This window comes from Phenylobacterium sp. Root1290, assembly GCF_001425305.1.
Taxonomy (GTDB): domain Bacteria; phylum Pseudomonadota; class Alphaproteobacteria; order Caulobacterales; family Caulobacteraceae; genus Phenylobacterium.
In genome coordinates, this window is record NZ_LMEE01000001.1 from 1,202,609 (window position 1) to 1,217,035 (window position 14,427).

At 68.6% G+C, this 14,427-nt stretch carries 16 protein-coding genes; 6 read left to right on the top strand and 10 right to left on the bottom strand.

Going from position 1 to position 14,427, the window contains the following annotated elements; translation table 11 throughout:
• Nucleotides 1-60: 60 nt before the first annotated feature.
• From ASC79_RS05850 to sdhC, 7 genes are all read right to left on the bottom strand, one after another.
• Complete coding sequence (locus ASC79_RS05850; protein WP_056024834.1) at nt 61-1,242, bottom strand: class I SAM-dependent methyltransferase; 1,182 nt, start codon at nt 1,240-1,242, stop codon at nt 61-63.
• A 78-nt stretch (nt 1,243-1,320) separates the two neighbouring features.
• Nucleotides 1,321-1,641, bottom strand: coding sequence for a 2Fe-2S iron-sulfur cluster-binding protein (locus ASC79_RS05855; RefSeq protein ID WP_056024831.1), 321 nt, complete (start codon nt 1,639-1,641; stop codon nt 1,321-1,323).
• A 20-nt stretch (nt 1,642-1,661) separates the two neighbouring features.
• The gene (locus ASC79_RS05860) at nt 1,662-2,891 is read right to left on the bottom strand and encodes an NAD(P)/FAD-dependent oxidoreductase (protein WP_056024828.1); all 1,230 of its coding nucleotides are present in this window, start codon (nt 2,889-2,891) and stop codon (nt 1,662-1,664) included.
• An 80-nt stretch (nt 2,892-2,971) separates the two neighbouring features.
• Nucleotides 2,972-3,754 (bottom strand): succinate dehydrogenase iron-sulfur subunit, encoded by a 783-nt coding sequence (locus ASC79_RS05865; RefSeq protein WP_056024825.1) that lies wholly within the window; start codon nt 3,752-3,754, stop codon nt 2,972-2,974.
• Nucleotides 3,755-3,815: 61 nt separating this feature from the next.
• On the bottom strand, nt 3,816-5,603 hold the full coding sequence (gene sdhA / locus ASC79_RS05870) for a succinate dehydrogenase flavoprotein subunit (protein WP_056024822.1): 1,788 nt from the start codon (nt 5,601-5,603) through the stop codon (nt 3,816-3,818).
• Complete coding sequence (sdhD, locus tag ASC79_RS05875; RefSeq protein WP_056024819.1) at nt 5,603-6,001, bottom strand: succinate dehydrogenase, hydrophobic membrane anchor protein; 399 nt, start codon at nt 5,999-6,001, stop codon at nt 5,603-5,605. The genes sdhA and sdhD overlap by 1 nt, the downstream gene beginning before the upstream one ends.
• Entirely contained in the window at nt 6,001-6,423 is a 423-nt protein-coding gene (gene sdhC / locus ASC79_RS05880) for a succinate dehydrogenase, cytochrome b556 subunit (protein ID WP_056024816.1), read from the bottom strand. The genes sdhD and sdhC overlap by 1 nt, the downstream gene beginning before the upstream one ends.
• A gap of 188 nt (nt 6,424-6,611) precedes the next feature.
• Between sdhC and ASC79_RS05885 the strand changes: the two genes are divergently transcribed.
• Complete coding sequence (locus ASC79_RS05885; RefSeq protein ID WP_056024813.1) at nt 6,612-7,496, top strand: LysR substrate-binding domain-containing protein; 885 nt, start codon at nt 6,612-6,614, stop codon at nt 7,494-7,496.
• Here ASC79_RS05885 and zapE read toward each other — a convergent pair.
• Entirely contained in the window at nt 7,493-8,611 is a 1,119-nt protein-coding gene (zapE, locus tag ASC79_RS05890) for a cell division protein ZapE (protein WP_056024810.1), read from the bottom strand. The genes ASC79_RS05885 and zapE overlap by 4 nt on opposite strands.
• A gap of 95 nt (nt 8,612-8,706) precedes the next feature.
• On the opposite strand from zapE, the gene ASC79_RS05895 reads away from it, so the two are divergent.
• On the top strand, nt 8,707-8,922 hold the full coding sequence (locus tag ASC79_RS05895; protein ID WP_056024807.1) for a hypothetical protein: 216 nt from the start codon (nt 8,707-8,709) through the stop codon (nt 8,920-8,922).
• Here ASC79_RS05895 and ASC79_RS05900 read toward each other — a convergent pair.
• Both ASC79_RS05900 and ASC79_RS05905 read right to left on the bottom strand, forming a co-directional pair.
• On the bottom strand, nt 8,919-9,560 hold the full coding sequence (locus ASC79_RS05900) for a hypothetical protein (RefSeq protein ID WP_056024805.1): 642 nt from the start codon (nt 9,558-9,560) through the stop codon (nt 8,919-8,921). The genes ASC79_RS05895 and ASC79_RS05900 overlap by 4 nt on opposite strands.
• A 37-nt stretch (nt 9,561-9,597) precedes the next feature.
• Nucleotides 9,598-11,109 (bottom strand): CoA-acylating methylmalonate-semialdehyde dehydrogenase, encoded by a 1,512-nt coding sequence (locus ASC79_RS05905; RefSeq protein ID WP_056024802.1) that lies wholly within the window; start codon nt 11,107-11,109, stop codon nt 9,598-9,600.
• A gap of 106 nt (nt 11,110-11,215) precedes the next feature.
• Here ASC79_RS05905 and ASC79_RS05910 point away from each other — a divergent pair, with 106 nt between their 5' ends.
• Genes ASC79_RS05910 through ASC79_RS05925 form a run of 4 tightly spaced genes read left to right on the top strand, consistent with a single transcriptional unit; the run spans nt 11,216 to nt 14,352 of the window.
• Complete coding sequence (locus ASC79_RS05910) at nt 11,216-12,091, top strand: 1-acyl-sn-glycerol-3-phosphate acyltransferase (protein ID WP_156378453.1); 876 nt, start codon at nt 11,216-11,218, stop codon at nt 12,089-12,091.
• Nucleotides 12,088-12,570: a tRNA (adenosine(37)-N6)-threonylcarbamoyltransferase complex ATPase subunit type 1 TsaE gene (gene tsaE, locus ASC79_RS05915; protein ID WP_056024798.1), complete on the top strand. Its 483-nt coding sequence runs from the start codon at nt 12,088-12,090 to the stop codon at nt 12,568-12,570. The genes ASC79_RS05910 and tsaE overlap by 4 nt, the downstream gene beginning before the upstream one ends.
• Complete coding sequence (gene amgK, locus ASC79_RS05920) at nt 12,548-13,645, top strand: N-acetylmuramate/N-acetylglucosamine kinase AmgK (RefSeq protein ID WP_056024796.1); 1,098 nt, start codon at nt 12,548-12,550, stop codon at nt 13,643-13,645. The genes tsaE and amgK overlap by 23 nt, the downstream gene beginning before the upstream one ends.
• Nucleotides 13,642-14,352, top strand: coding sequence for a nucleotidyltransferase family protein (locus ASC79_RS05925; protein WP_056024793.1), 711 nt, complete (start codon nt 13,642-13,644; stop codon nt 14,350-14,352). Before amgK ends, ASC79_RS05925 begins: the two co-directional genes overlap by 4 nt.
• Nucleotides 14,353-14,427 lie beyond the last annotated feature (75 nt).

A 14,427-nucleotide genomic window follows, 5' to 3' on the forward strand; every position in this document is an offset into this window, starting at 1 on the left:
CGCTCGCCTGCAAGATCGAACTTCAGTTGCGCCGCGTCGGGCTTGCCCGGCGCGGCGTTTCTATGTCCGCAGTCCGCGCCGCGACCATCCGGAATAGGTGAACGCCGCCGGCTCCGGCGCGCGCGCATAGCAGTGCCCCTTGAGGCCCGAGCTGCTGCGCAGCTCCACCCGCACGCTGGCGCCCGGCTTGGCCGCCAGGCGGAAACGCCAGCCGACCGGCGCATTGGCCGAGCCGGGGAAGTGGCGCTGGACGTCCGGCCGCTCGCCCGCCGGCGCGACCTCCAGCGTCTGGGCGCCGTCGACGTACACGACCGCCGCCTCGATCGCCGCGCCCGGCGTGCGCTCGATCGCCCAGCCGGCGTACTCGGTCTCGCCGGTCGACAGGCTGGCGGCCGTCTCGAAGCCGCCCATCGGGACCGAGGCCAGCGCCAGGCCCGACAGGTCCACGCCCGGCGCCCCGACCACATAGAGGTCCTGGTTCTCGTAGAGCCCCTTGGGGAAGCGCCGCCACGACAGGCCAGGCGCCAGTTCGGCGATGGCGCGGCCGACGAAGGCTTCGGTCACATACGACATCCCGTAGATGTCGAGCTCAAGCGATCCGCTCTCCGAGAAGCGCATGAAGTGGATGCCCGAGGCGTCCATCGTCTCGCCAATCGGCAGGATTGCTTCGTCATGCACGCTGAAAGCCAACACTCCGCGCGTCGAAACCAGGCTGAACAGCTTGCCCAGCCAGGCGTGGAACAAACCTGCCGGAAGGTGCGAAAACATCGATCCGGCCAGCACGATGTCGTGCTTTCCGGCGTAAGAAAGCTGCGCGGGGTCCTTATCCGAGAAGATTCCTGCGACCCCGAAGGTCGAAACCTGCCAGTCGATGGCCTGATGGTAGATGTCGGCGACGCTGATCTGGCCCGTCGGCAGCCGCTGTTCCAGGTAGCGGGTCAGCCGCCCCCAGCCCGAGGCGAAGTCCAGCACCGGCCCGACCTTGTCGAAGCCGCCGAACACGCCCTCGACCAGTTGCCGATAGGCTTCGCCGAGCCGAATGGCGGATTCGACGAACTTGAAGGCCGAGATCGAAGCATCGAACTCGTAGTTCGGCAGGATGGCCTTGAAGAACATCTCATCCTGGCCAGGCAAGGGCTTGCAGAACCTTGCCGGGTCCAGGCCGTGGAGGCGCAGATAGTCGTCGATGAAGCCGCTATAAATGGGATCGACCTGATCGAACGAGAGATCAGGCGCGTTCAACTCTGCGTCCACTGATAGAAGCCTCCGGCCCGGCGCGCTGCGTGCGTCCGGACCGGGCTATAACACGCAGGTGGCGGTTTAGTGCTGGCTTTCCGGCATCCGCACGACCAGGCCGTCCAGGGCGTCCGACACCTTGATTTGGCAGGACAAACGGCTGTTCGGCTCGACGTTCTCGGCGAAGTCCAGCATGGAGTCTTCCATGGCCGAGGTGGAGCCGGTCTTGCCCTGCCAGGCTTCGTCCACATAGACGTGGCAGGTGGCGCAGGCGCAGGCGCCGCCGCAGTCGGCGTCGATGCCCGGGATGTTGTTCTTCACGGCGCCTTCCATGACGGTCAGGCCGTTCTTCACGTCGACGACGTGTTCGGTGCCGTCATGCTCGATGTAAGTAATCTTGGCCATTTACTCCCCTTCGTCGCCTCTTATGCGGCGACCTCTTTCATGGAAACCGTTGGATCGGCAAGCTTTTCAGTGTTGACCGGCTTGCGGTTGGCGATGAGTTGCTTGCCCATCATGAACTCCGGGGGCGAGTTGATCGCCTCCACGGATTGCACCTGATCACCCTTCAGGTGGAACACGGCGAACTTGCCGCTCGCCGGGTCCCCGCGCAGCAGCACGCGATCCGCGTCGAACGGCAGGCCGGCGATCTGCAGCTTCAGGTCATACTGGTCGGACCAGTTCCACGGCACCTCCGGCGCGGGCGCCGGGCGGCCGGTGATGGCGCTGGCGGCCTGCTTGGCCTGCTCCAGGGCGCTCGGCACGCTCTCGGGACCGAACATGCGGCCGTAGTGCGGCATCGGCCGGTGGGTGACGTCGCCGATCGCGAACACGTTCGGATCGGCCGTGCGCGCCTCCAGGTCGACCACGATCCCGCGGGCGCACTCCAGGCCGGCGTCACGGGCGATCTCGTCGTTGGGGATGGCCCCGACGCCCAGCAGCACCAGGTCGCAGGGCTCGACCCGGCCGTCGGCCAGGCGAACGCCCACGACCTTGCCGTTCTCGCCGACGAAGCCGCTCACGCCTGCGCCAAGCACGAACTGCACGCCCCGCGCCAGGTGGTAGCCATGGAAGAAGTTGGACAGCGGCTCGCAGGCGCTGCGCGCCAGGATGCGGGCCTCGCGCTCGATCACCACCGCCTCGGCGCCCAAGGCGCGGGCCGAAGCGGCGACCTCCAGCCCGATATAGCCGCCGCCGACGATCGCCAGCCGCTTGCCGGGGCCCAGGGCCGCCTTGATCGCTTCGGCGTCGGCCGCCGTGCGCAGCGTCAGCACGCCCGCCAGATCGGCGCCCTCGATCGGCAGACGGATCGCCCGCATGCCGGTGGCGATGATCAGGATGTCATAGGAGACGGTCGAGCCGTCCGACAGCGTCACCAGCTTGTCCGAGCGGGCCAGCTTCACGGCCTGCAGGTTCGGACGGAAGTCGATGTTCTGCTCGGGATAGAATTCCAGCGGCTTGAGCGCCAGGGAGTCGGCGTCGGCCTCGCCCTTCAGCCAGGCCTTGGACAGCGGCGGGCGCTGGTAGGGCGGGATCGGCTCCTCGCCCACCAATGTGATGGGGCCCGCGTGCCCGTACTGGCGAAGCAACGCGGCCGCGGTGCCACCAGCGTGGCCCGCTCCCAGGATCACAATATGCGCGTCCGACTGGCTCATATAAGCCCCATGCAGAAAAGTGACGGCGGCGTCAACTTTCCAAACACAGTTCGGATCGTTCGCCCTTTCCTAAAAGAGCGTCAGACGACCCGATCCACCAGCATCTTCTTGATCTCGCCGATGGCCTTGGCGGGATTCAGGCCCTTCGGACACACCTGGGCGCAGTTCATGATGGTGTGGCAGCGGTAGAGCTTGAAGGGGTCTTCCAGCTCGTCCAAGCGCTCGCCGGTGGCCTCGTCGCGGCTGTCGATCAGCCAGCGGTAGGCATGCAGCAGCGCGGCCGGGCCGAGATACTTGTCGCCGTTCCACCAGTAGCTGGGGCACGAGGTCGAGCAGCAGGCGCAGAGGATGCACTCGTAGAGACCGTCGAGCTTCTCGCGGTCCTCCGGGGTCTGGCGCCACTCCTTCTGCGGCTCCGGCGTCTCGGTGTGCAGCCACGGCTCGATCGAGGCGTACTGCGCGTAGAACATGGTCAGGTCCGGGATCAGGTCCTTGACCACCGGCATGTGCGGCAGCGGGCTGATCTGGCAGGCCGAGCCGTGCGTCTCGTCGTGGCCATGGGTGCAGGCCAGGGTGTTGCGGCCGCCGATGTTCATCGCGCAGGAACCGCACACGCCTTCGCGGCACGAACGGCGGAAGGCCAGGGTCGGATCGACCTCGTTCTTGATGTGGATCAGAACGTCGAGAACCATCGGGCCGCAGGCGTCGACGTCGACGTCATAGGTGTCCCAACGGGGGTTCTCGGCCCCTTCCGGATCGTAGCGATAGATCCGGAACGTCTTGACGTTCTTGGCCCCGGCGGGCGCCGGATGGTGGCGACCCTTCTGGACACGGGAGTTCTTGGGCAGGGCGAGCTGAACCATCAGACGCTATCCTTGAGCGCGGAGGCGTTGAACGTGGGGCGGAACGTGATCATCGCCACGCCTAGTAAACCCGCGCCTTGGGCGGGATGTACGCGATGTCGTTGGTCATGGTGTAGCTGTGCACCGGACGGTCGTCGATCTTCACCTTGCCGGTGGCGTCGTCGAACCAGGTCAGGGTGTGCTTCATCCAGTCCTGGTCGTTGCGGTCCGGGAAGTCCTCGTGCGCGTGGGCGCCGCGGCTTTCGGTGCGGTTGTGCGCGCCGACCACGGTGACGGTCGCCTGGCCGATCAGGTTGTCCAGCTCGAGGGTCTCGAGCAGGTCGGTGTTCCAGATCATGCCACGGTCCGTGACCTTCAGGTCCGGGCGCTTGGCGTGCACCGCTTCCAGGCGCCTGACGCCCGAGGACAGGGCCTCGGTGGTGCGGAACACCGCGGCGTCCTCCTGCATCGCCTGCTGCATCTCCAGGCGCAGATGCGCCGTCGAGGTCGAGCCGTTGGCGTTGCGGAACTTGTCGAAACGGGCCAGGTGGCCGTCGGTCATGGACGGCTTCAGCTCCGGCTGGGTCGCCCCGGCCTTGATCGTATCGGCGCAGCGCAGCGCCGCCGAGCGGCCGAACACCACCAGGTCGATCAGCGAGTTGGAGCCCAGGCGGTTGGCGCCGTGCACCGACACGCATGCCGCTTCACCCACCGCCATCAGGCCCGGAACCACCTTGTCGGGGTTGTCGCCCTCGCGGGTCACGACTTCGGAGAAGAAGTTCGTGGGGATGCCGCCCATGTTGTAGTGCACGGTCGGCAGAACCGGGATCGGCTCCTTGGTCACGTCGACGCCGGCGAAGATCTTGGCGCTTTCCGAAATGCCCGGCAGGCGTTCAGCCAGCATCTTCGGATCCAGGTGATCCAGGTGCAGGAAGATGTGGTCCTTCTTCGGACCCACCCCGCGGCCTTCGCGGATCTCGATGGTCATGGCGCGGCTGACCATGTCGCGCGGGGCCAGGTCCTTCACGGACGGCGCATAGCGCTCCATGAAGCGCTCGCCCTCGGAATTGGTCAGGTAGCCGCCCTCGCCGCGGGCGCCCTCGGTGATCAGGCAGCCGGCGCCGTAGATGCCGGTCGGGTGGAACTGCACGAATTCCATGTCCTGCAGCGGCAGGCCGGCGCGCAGGGCCATCCCGCCGCCGTCGCCGGTGCAGGTGTGGGCGCTGGTGGCCGAGAAATAGGCGCGGCCATAGCCGCCGGTCGCCAGGATCACCTGCTGGGCCTGGAAGCGGTGCAGGGTGCCGTCGTCGAGCTTCCACGCGGTCACGCCGCGGCAGACGCCTTCGTCCATGATCAGGTCGAGGGCGAAGTACTCGATGAAGAACTCGGTGTCGTGGGCCAGGCTCTGGCCGTACATCGTGTGCAGCATGGCGTGGCCGGTGCGGTCGGCCGCCGCGCAGGTGCGCTGGATCGGGGCCTCGCCGAAGTTCTTGGTCATGCCGCCAAAGGCGCGCTGGTAGATCTTGCCCTCGGCCGTGCGCGAGAACGGCACGCCCCAGTGCTCCAGCTCGTAGACCGCGGCCGGCGCATTGCGGCAGAGGTATTCGATGGCGTCCTGGTCGCCCAGCCAGTCCGACCCCTTGACGGTGTCGTACATGTGCCAGCGCCAGTCATCCTGGCCCATGTTGCCGAGCGAGGCGGAGATGCCGCCCTGCGCCGCCACGGTGTGCGAGCGGGTCGGGAAGACCTTGGTGATGCAGGCCGTCTTCAGCCCCGCCTGGGCGCAGCCCAGAGCGGCGCGCAGGCCGGAGCCGCCGGCGCCGACGACGACGACGTCGAACTTGTGGTCGATGAAATTATACTCGGCCATCAGAAGGCTCCGGAGAGGGCGGCCTTGAGGATCGCGAAGACGCCCAGGGCGCCGGCGAGGACGCAGATAGAATAATTGAGCAGCAGCAGGGCCGCCTTGGTGATGAATCGGCCGATGTAGTCCTCGATGACCACCTGCATGGCGTGCTTCACGTGCACCAGGGCGCAGATCAGCAGCAGAGCCAGCAGCACGGCGTTGACCGGCTTGCCGATCCAGTAGGCGGCGGCGTCATAGCCCTGGCCGGCGAGTTGAACCGCCACCCAGGCGCCCCAGAGGCCGAGCGGCACGAGCAGCATCGCGGTGACGCGCTCGACGATGAAGTGGCCCACGCCGTGATGCGCGGAGCCGAGACCGAGGGCGCGCGAACGGGGGGTGCGAAGGGTCGGACCCGTGTTCATCACAGCACTCCCAGGATGAAGAGGACGGCCCACAGGGCCAGGGTGGTCACGACGGCGAAGGCGATGATCGCGACAGAGCCGGCGTTGGCCTCCGGGATCTTGAAGCCCTTGCCCATGTCCCAGAACGCCTGGCGCACGTTGTAGGCCAGGTTGAAGAACAGCGTGAAGGTCAGGCCGAACAGGACCAGCAGCCCAAGCGGCGAACTGAGCGCGCCGGTATAGGCGCCGTAGCTTTCGGGCCCGCTGGCCAGGGCCAGCAGCCAGCCCGTCAGCAGCAGGGCGGACAGGTAGATCCCGAAGATGCTGCCCCGATGGATGATCGAGGTCGCCATGGTGATGTGCCAGCGCCAGAGCAGCGGCGAACCGATGCCCCCGGTCATCAGGTGCGGTGAGAGCGGGCGTGGGCGAGGTGCGTCGGACATGACGGGTCGTAGTTCCTGAATAGGAAGAGGCGGCTCCGCTTTTAAGCCGCAGCCTTCGAGTGTCAACGAAGGCGCAGTCCCGCTCTCTACAGAGCAGCGACCTCCCCTTCGCCATAGCCGAAGTTTCCGGCCTTTTTCTTTTGATGCAATGCGTCTTTCCCGTATGCATCCTTCGCGGGAGACGAAGGATGCGGTTTGACCTGGTCGACTTGAGGCTGTTCTGCGAGGTCGCGGACGCCGGTTCCATCACGCGCGGCGCGGAACGTTGCGCCCTGGCGCTGGCCGCCGCCTCGACCCGGATCCGCAACATGGAGGAGGCGCTGGGCGCCCCTTTGCTGGAGCGCTCGCGGCAAGGCGTCACGCCGACCCCGGCCGGCCGCACCCTGATCAAGCACGCCCGCACCATCCTCTCGCAGACCGCGCGGCTGCGCGAGGACCTCGGCGCCTATGCCGGCGGCCTGTCGGGCGAAGTGCGCCTGCTGGCCAACACCAACGCCCTGACCGAGTTTCTCCCCGAGGCGCTCAGCCGCTTCCTGGCCGAGCATCCGCACGTCAGCATCAATCTGGAAGAGCGGCTCTCCGACGAGATCGTCGGGCTGGTGGCCGAGGGCGTCGGCGACATCGGCATCGTCGCCGGCACGGTCGACATGGGCAGCCTGGAGACGTTTCCCTTCCGCTCCGACCGCTTCGTGGTGGTGACCAGCGCGATCCATCCCCTGGCCCAGCGCCCGTCGATGACCTTCGCCGACGTGCTTGGCTGCGACATCGTCGGCCTCGACCGCGCCTCCTCGCTGCAGCGGTTCCTGTCGGCCAAGGCCGTGCGCGAGGGACGCCCCCTGCGGCTGCGCGTCCAGCTGCGCAGCTTCGATGCAGTCTGCCGCCTGGTGGAATGCGGCGTCGGAGTCGGCATCGTGCCCGAGACCACCGCCCGCCGCGCGGCCCGCACCATGTCGTTGGGGATCGTCGACCTGACCGACGACTGGGCCCAGCGCGAGCTCACCATCTGCGTGCGCAGCCTGACGGAGCTCGCCCCCTACGCCCGCGATCTGGTGGAGAGCCTGAAGGCCGGCTAGCCGCCGTCCTCGGCCAGCCAGTCGGCCGAGCGCATCTCCTGCAGGCGCGAGGCGGTGCGCTCGAACTCGAAGGCGCCGTCGCCCTCGGGATAGAGCGCGGTGGGGTCAGCCTCGGCCAGCACGATCAGCTTGGCGTGCGCCTCGTAGAGCGCGTCGATCAGGATCACGAACCGCCGCGCTTCCTCGCGCCGGTTCGGCGTTAGCTTCGGCACGTCCTCGAGAAACAGCGTGTGGAACCGCTCGGCGATGGCGATGTAGTCGTTGGGGCCCAAGGCCACCGCACAAAGGCTGGCGAAGCTGGCGCGCACCATCCCGCCCTGGGCGTGCGGCAGGTGCACCTTGCGGCCCAGCACCTCCAGCGTTTCGCCCATCTCCTCCTCGCCCCCCAGCATGTCTTTCCAGAGCGCCGCGAAACTGCGGGCGTTGTCCGGATCGTTGGGGCTGAACCAGGTGCCCGCCGCGCGCAGGCGATCGAGCCGGTAGTCGTGCGGCCCGGCCACGCTGACCACCTCGACCTTGCTCTTCAGCAGCTCGATGAACGGCAGGAACAGCTGGCGATTGATGCCGTCCTTGTAGAGCTGGTCGGGCAGCCGGTTGGAGGTCGCCACCAGGGTGACGCCGCGGCCGAACAACGCCTCGAACAGCCGGCCCAGGATCATGGCGTCGGCGATGTCGGTGACCTGGAACTCGTCGAAGCACAGCAGCCGGGCCTGGCCGGCGACCACGTCGGCGACCGGCGGGATCGGGTCGTCGCCCTTATGCTGGCCGAACTTCGCCTTGCGCGCGGCGGCGTCGCCCTTGCGCCAGGCGTCGATCAACCGGTGGATCTCGCCCATGAAGACATGGAAGTGGACCCGCCGCTTCTTCTCGACCGGGGCATGGGCGAAGAACAGGTCCATCAGCATGGACTTTCCGCGGCCGACCGGGCCGATCAGATAGACCCCGCGCTGGCTCTCCGGCTTCTTGAAGAACGAGGCGAAGCCGCTGGGCTCGCCCCGCGCCAGGTCGCCTTCCAGGCGCACCAGCGCCGCCAGCGCGGCGGCCTGGGCCGCGTCGGGGCGGATATCTCCCTGCGCCAGGCGGGTGTCGTAGGCGGCTTGCAACTGCGAGGGCATGGCATCCGCCTAGACCCTCAACGCGCCCGCCTCAAGACGGAACGGCGTGCGTCCTGAGCGGTTGACCTAGTCGGACCCAAGATGAGGAACCTGCCATGGCCGGAAACAACCGCGACGCCGCGCCCACCCCCGCCATCGACGGCGAGACCGATCCCGAGCTCGAACTCGGTGCGGCCGACGAGCTGGAGGACGAGGCCAGCCGCGAAGGCATCGGGCGACGCGCCAGCGGCCATCCCGCCGACCGCGAACACGGCCTGAAGACCCGCGCGCGCAGCAAGCAGATCGTCAGCGGCCGGCCCTACGCCAGCTAGCTGGCCAGGCCCAGCTCCTTGCGCACGAACCGGTAGCTCTCGCGGTTCTCGCAGGCGCAGGCGCGCATCTTGCCGTCCTTGGTCCACCAGACCAGGGTCGGATAGGCGAACTTGACCCCGTTGGCCTTCAGCAGCGGCGTAAGATCATCGACCAGCTTGCGGCCGGCCTCGACCACCGCCGTGCGCGCCATGTCGCCGTCGGCCGGCGCGATCCCCGGCGCGGTCCAGGCCTCGGCCGGCGTCTCCTCCCAGCTTTCCATCAGCGGCCAGGAGCGATTGAGCCACAGCTCGGCCACGGTCGCGCGCTCGGCCGGGGTCGACTTGGCCACGCCGTTCAGGTCGCGGCGGGCGATCTCGATGACGCGGGTGTCGACGCCCGCGGCCTGCAGCAGCGGAAACTCCTCGGCCTTGAAGCGCACGCAGTCGGGGCAGGTGCGGAACGAGACCATGTAGAGCTTCGGCCCGGTCTTGCCCGGCGACACCCAGCCGGAGGTCTCGAGGATCTTGGTGATCTCGTCCTGATGCTTGGTGATCGTATGCGGCCGCCAGCGCAGGTCGTAGTTCCACCACGCATAGCCGCCGGCGCCCGCCAGGCCGAGAACCAGGACAAGGATCGCCCAGAGCTGGAACCGCTTCATCGAACCTCCGCCGCAAACTCGCGGCAGAGTAGTTCCATCACCGCATGGTGGGAATGACGAAGGCGCTGTCCTCGGTCATGCCCTCGGGCCAGCGGGCCGTGATCGTCTTGACCTTGGTGTAGAACTTCACGCCTTCCATGCCGTGCTGGTTCACGTCGCCGAAGGCGCTGCGCTTCCAGCCGCCGAAGGTGTGATAGGCGACCGGCACCGGGATCGGCACGTTGATCCCGACCATGCCGACATTGACCCGGGCGGCGAACTCGCGCGCCGCGCGGCCGTTGCGGGTGAAGATCGCCACCCCGTTGCCGTACTGGTGCTGGCTGGGCAGGGCCAGCGCCTCCTCGAAGCTCTCCGCACGGACGATCTGCAGCACCGGGCCGAAGATCTCCTCGCGATAGGTCTTCATGGTCGGCTGGACGTGGTCGAACAGGCTCGGGCCGATGAAGAAGCCTTTCTCGAAGCCCTGCAGCGCGAAGCCGCGGCCGTCGACCACCAGCTCGGCGCCCTCGTCGACCCCGATCTGGATGTAGTCGGCGATCTTGTTCCGGTGCGCGGCGCTGACCACCGGCCCGTACTGGGCCGCCGCGTCGGTGCTCACCCCGACCTTCAGCGTCTCCAGTTCGGCGACGACCCGCTCGCGGATCGCATCGGCCGTCTTGGCCCCGACCGGCACCACCACCGGCAGCGCCATGCAGCGCTCGCCGGCCGAGCCATAGGCCGCGCCGACCAGGTCCTTGACCGTCTGGTCGAGGTCGGCGTCCGGCATGACGATGCCGTGGTTCTTGGCCCCGCCCATCGCCTGCACGCGCTTCCCGTGCGCCGTGCCGGTCGAATAGACGTAGTGGGCGATGTCAGACGAGCCGACGAAGCTGACCGCGGCGATATCCGGATGGGTCAGGATGGCGTCGACCGCGACCTTGTCGCCGTGCACGACGTTCAGCACGCCGGCCAGGTCCATGCCCAGGTTCGCCCCGGCCTCCATGAACAGCTCGGCCAGCCGCACCGGGACGCTGGGGTCCTTCTCGGAGGGCTTCAGGATGAAGGTGTTGCCCACCGCGATCGCGATGCCGAACATCCACATCGGGATCATGCCGGGGAAGTTGAACGGGGTGATCCCCGCCGCCACGCCCAGCGGCTGGCGCATCGAATAGACGTCGATGCCGGGCCCCGCGCCCTCGGTGTACTCGCCCTTCAGCACATGCGGGATGCCGCACGCGAACTCGATCACCTCCAGGCCGCGCTGGATGTCGCCCTTGGAGTCGGCGATCACCTTGCCATGCTCGGACGACAGCGTCGCCGCCAGCTCGTCCATGTGCGCCTCCACCAGGCGCTTGAACTCGAACATCACCCGCGCGCGGCGCTGCGGGTTGGTCGCCGCCCAGGCGCCCTGCGCCTTCAGCGCCGCCTGCACGGCGGCGTCGACCTCGGCCGCTGTGGCCAGGGCGACTTTTGCCTGCACCTCGCCGGTGTTGGGGTCGAAAACATCGCCGAACCGGCCCGAGACGCCAGGCTGAGCCGCACCGGAAACGAAATGTTGGATATCGCGCATATCGAAGTTGTAGGCCCTCGCGAGCGGCCTGGGTAGGTCACCCAACGTGAGCATGGCAGGCCCCCGCTTGCCCCGGTGCGGCGGCGCGTCGCATTCTGCGCGTCCGATGACGAGCCTCTCGCCCACCGCGTCCGCCCTGCCCGCGCGCAGCGCCTATCACGACCACATCGTCGACGCCCTGATCGCCGAGCGCGCGCCCAGGCTGTCGGGCGGCGCCCTGTGGCCGCTGATCCGTCCGGCCCTCTACCGGATGCTGGACTACCGCAAGGCGCGCGCCATGGCCGACGCCATCGCCCCGATGCCCGGCCGCGCGGCGCTCGACTACGTCTCCGAGCTGCTCAGCGTGAAGGTCGAGACCCGGGGCCTGGAGCACGTTCCCGCCAAGGGCCGCGCGGTGTTCATCTGCAACCATCCGACCGGCATCGCCGACGGAATCGCGGTCTTCGACGCGCTGAAGGGTCTGCGCCCCGACATCTGCTTCTACGCCAACTCCGACGCCCACCGCGTCGCCCCGCACTTCGACGAGGTGCTGATCCCGGTCGAATGGGTCGAGGAGAAGCGCACCCGCGAGCGCACCCGCCTCACCCTGCAGCTGACCCGCGAGGCGATGGAGGCCGAACGCGCCCTGATGATCTTCCCGGCCGGCCGGCTGGCCCGGCGCGGCCGGGACGGCGTGCTCAGCGACCCAGAGTGGATGCCCAGCGCCATCTCCCTGGCCCGCAAGTACGAGGCGCCGGTCATCCCCATGCACCTCAGCGGGCCGTCCTCGACCCTGTTCCACTTTTTCAACCGCTTCTCGAACGAGCTGCGGGACGTCACCCTGTTCCACGAGCTGCTGAACAAGCGCGGCCGGGAGTTCTCGCTGATCCTCGGCCCGCCCGTCGCGCCCGACGCGCTCGACGCCGACGCCGTCGCCGCCACCGAGGCGCTCAAGGCCTATGTCCGCACCCTGCCGCAGCACCCCGAAAAGGCGTTCGCATGATCACCCAGGCCGAAGGCGACTTCCGCCTCGACGACGAAGCCGCCACCGGCCGCCTGGGCGCGGCCATCGCCGCTGAGCTGAAGCCCGGCGAGGCGATCTGCCTGACCGGCCCGCTGGGCGCCGGCAAGTCGACCCTGGCCCGCGCCCTGGTACGCGCCCTGACCACGCCGACCGAGGACGTCCCCAGCCCGACCTTCACCATCGTGCAGTTCTACGAAGGCGCGCGGCTCAAGGTCGCGCACTTCGACCTCTACCGCCTGACCTCCGCCGACGAGGCCTATGAAATCGGCCTGGACGAAGCCCTTGAGGACGGCGCGGCGGTGATCGAATGGCCCGAGCGCCTGGAGGGCCATCTTCCCCCCGACCGACTTGATGTAGAGATCGTGGTCGATGAGTCGCCGGACGGCGGGGAGGCGCGGCGCGCGCGGCTGACCCCGGCGGGCGCCTGGGAAGGACGTGGACTTGAATTCCGATCGTGACGGCCGCAAGGCCGAATTCCTGAAGGCTGCGGGCCTGGCCGAGGCCCGCCGCGAGCTGCTGGCCGGCGACGCCTCGACGCGCGCCTATGAGCGCCTGCATCTGGCCGACGGCTCGACCGTGATCTTCATGGATCAGCCGCCGGCCGCCGAGAGCGCGGTCTGCCCGCCCGGCGCGACGCCGGCCGAACGCCTGGCCATGGGCTACAACGCCGCCGCGCGCCTGGCCGCCGGCTCGGTCGCCGCCTTCGTCACCACCGCCGCCTGGCTGCGCGACCATGGACTCTCGGCCCCCAGGATCCTCGCCCACGACGTCGAGGCCGGCCTGGCGGTGCTGGAAGATCTGGGCGATGGCCTGTTCGCCACCCTGATCGCCGACGGCGAAGCCGAAGCCCCGCTCTACGAAGCCGCCGTCGATGTCCAGGTGCAGCTTCAGGAAACCACCCCGCCGGACGTGCTCAGCGCCGACGGCGCCTCCTGGCCGCTGCTGACCTACGACGCCCTGGCGCTCAAGGTCGGAACCGACACCTTCCTCGAATGGTGGCCGCAGTTCGCGAACATCCCCGCCTTCGCGCCCGAGGCGGTCGCCGAGTGGGAAGCCCTCTGGGCCCCGGTGTTCGACCGCGGCGCGGCCGGCGCCAGCGTCTTCACCCACCGCGACTTCCATGCCCAGAACTTGCTCTGGCTGCCCGAACGCGACGGCGCGGCCAGGGTCGGCCTGCTCGACTTCCAGGACGCCCTGCGCGCCCACCCGGCCTGGGACCTGACCCATCTGCTGCAGGACGCCCGCCGCGACGTCTCGCCGGAGCTGGAGGCCGCCATGCTGGACAGGTTCCTGGCCGCCCGGCCCGGCCTGGATCGCGAAGCCTTCGTCCACGACTACCGGGCGCTCGCGGCCTCCAACGCCGCGCGCATCCTCGGTCGCGTCTTCGCCCGCCAAGCGCTGCTGGGCCGCCGCCAGTACGAGGCCTTCATGCCGCGCACCTGGCGCTACCTCGAGCGCAACCTGACCGACCCGTCGATGGCCGGCCTCAAGACCTGGTTCGACCGCCATGTGCCCGCGGAGGCCCGCCGATGAGCCAGATCAAGACCGCCATGGTCCTGGCCGCGGGCCTGGGCACCCGCATGCGGCCGCTCACTGACGATCGGCCCAAGGCCCTGGTCACGGTCGCGGGCAAGCCGCTGATCGACCACGTCCTCGACCGGCTGGTCGCGGCCGGGATCGAGACCGCCGTGGTCAACGTCCACCACTTCGCCGACCAGATGGAAGCCCACCTGGCGACGCGGACCGACATCCGCATCGTGATCTCCGACGAGCGCGCCGCCCTGCTCGATTCCGGCGGCGGCGTCAGGCACGCCCGCCATCTGCTGGGCGACGATCCGATCCTGATCGCCAACATCGACTCGCTGTGGATCGAGGGCGAGACCCCGGCCCTGGAGACGCTCAAGGCGACCTGGGACCCGGACGCCATGGACCTTTGCCTGCTGCTGGTCCGCCGCGGCCACGGCATCGGGTTCGAGGGGCCGCAGGGCTTCTTCATGGACGAGGCCGGCCGCCTGACCCACTCGGCCAAGCCCGAGCCGCCGACGCCCTACGCCAATGTCGGCTTCCAGATCCTCAAGCCCCAGATCCTAGACGGCGAGCCTGAAGGCGCCTTCTCCATCGTCCCCGTCTGGTGGCGGCTGTCTGAGCAAGGCCGCCTCTACGGCGCGGTGATGGACGGCTTCTGGATGCACGTCGGAGACCCCGCCGCCCGGGAGGCGACCGAGGCGAAGCTCCGGTGAGCTTGGTCTCTACAAACGGGTGTCATCCCGGTTTCGGCCACAGGCCGAAGACCGGGACCCATGAACACCGGATCG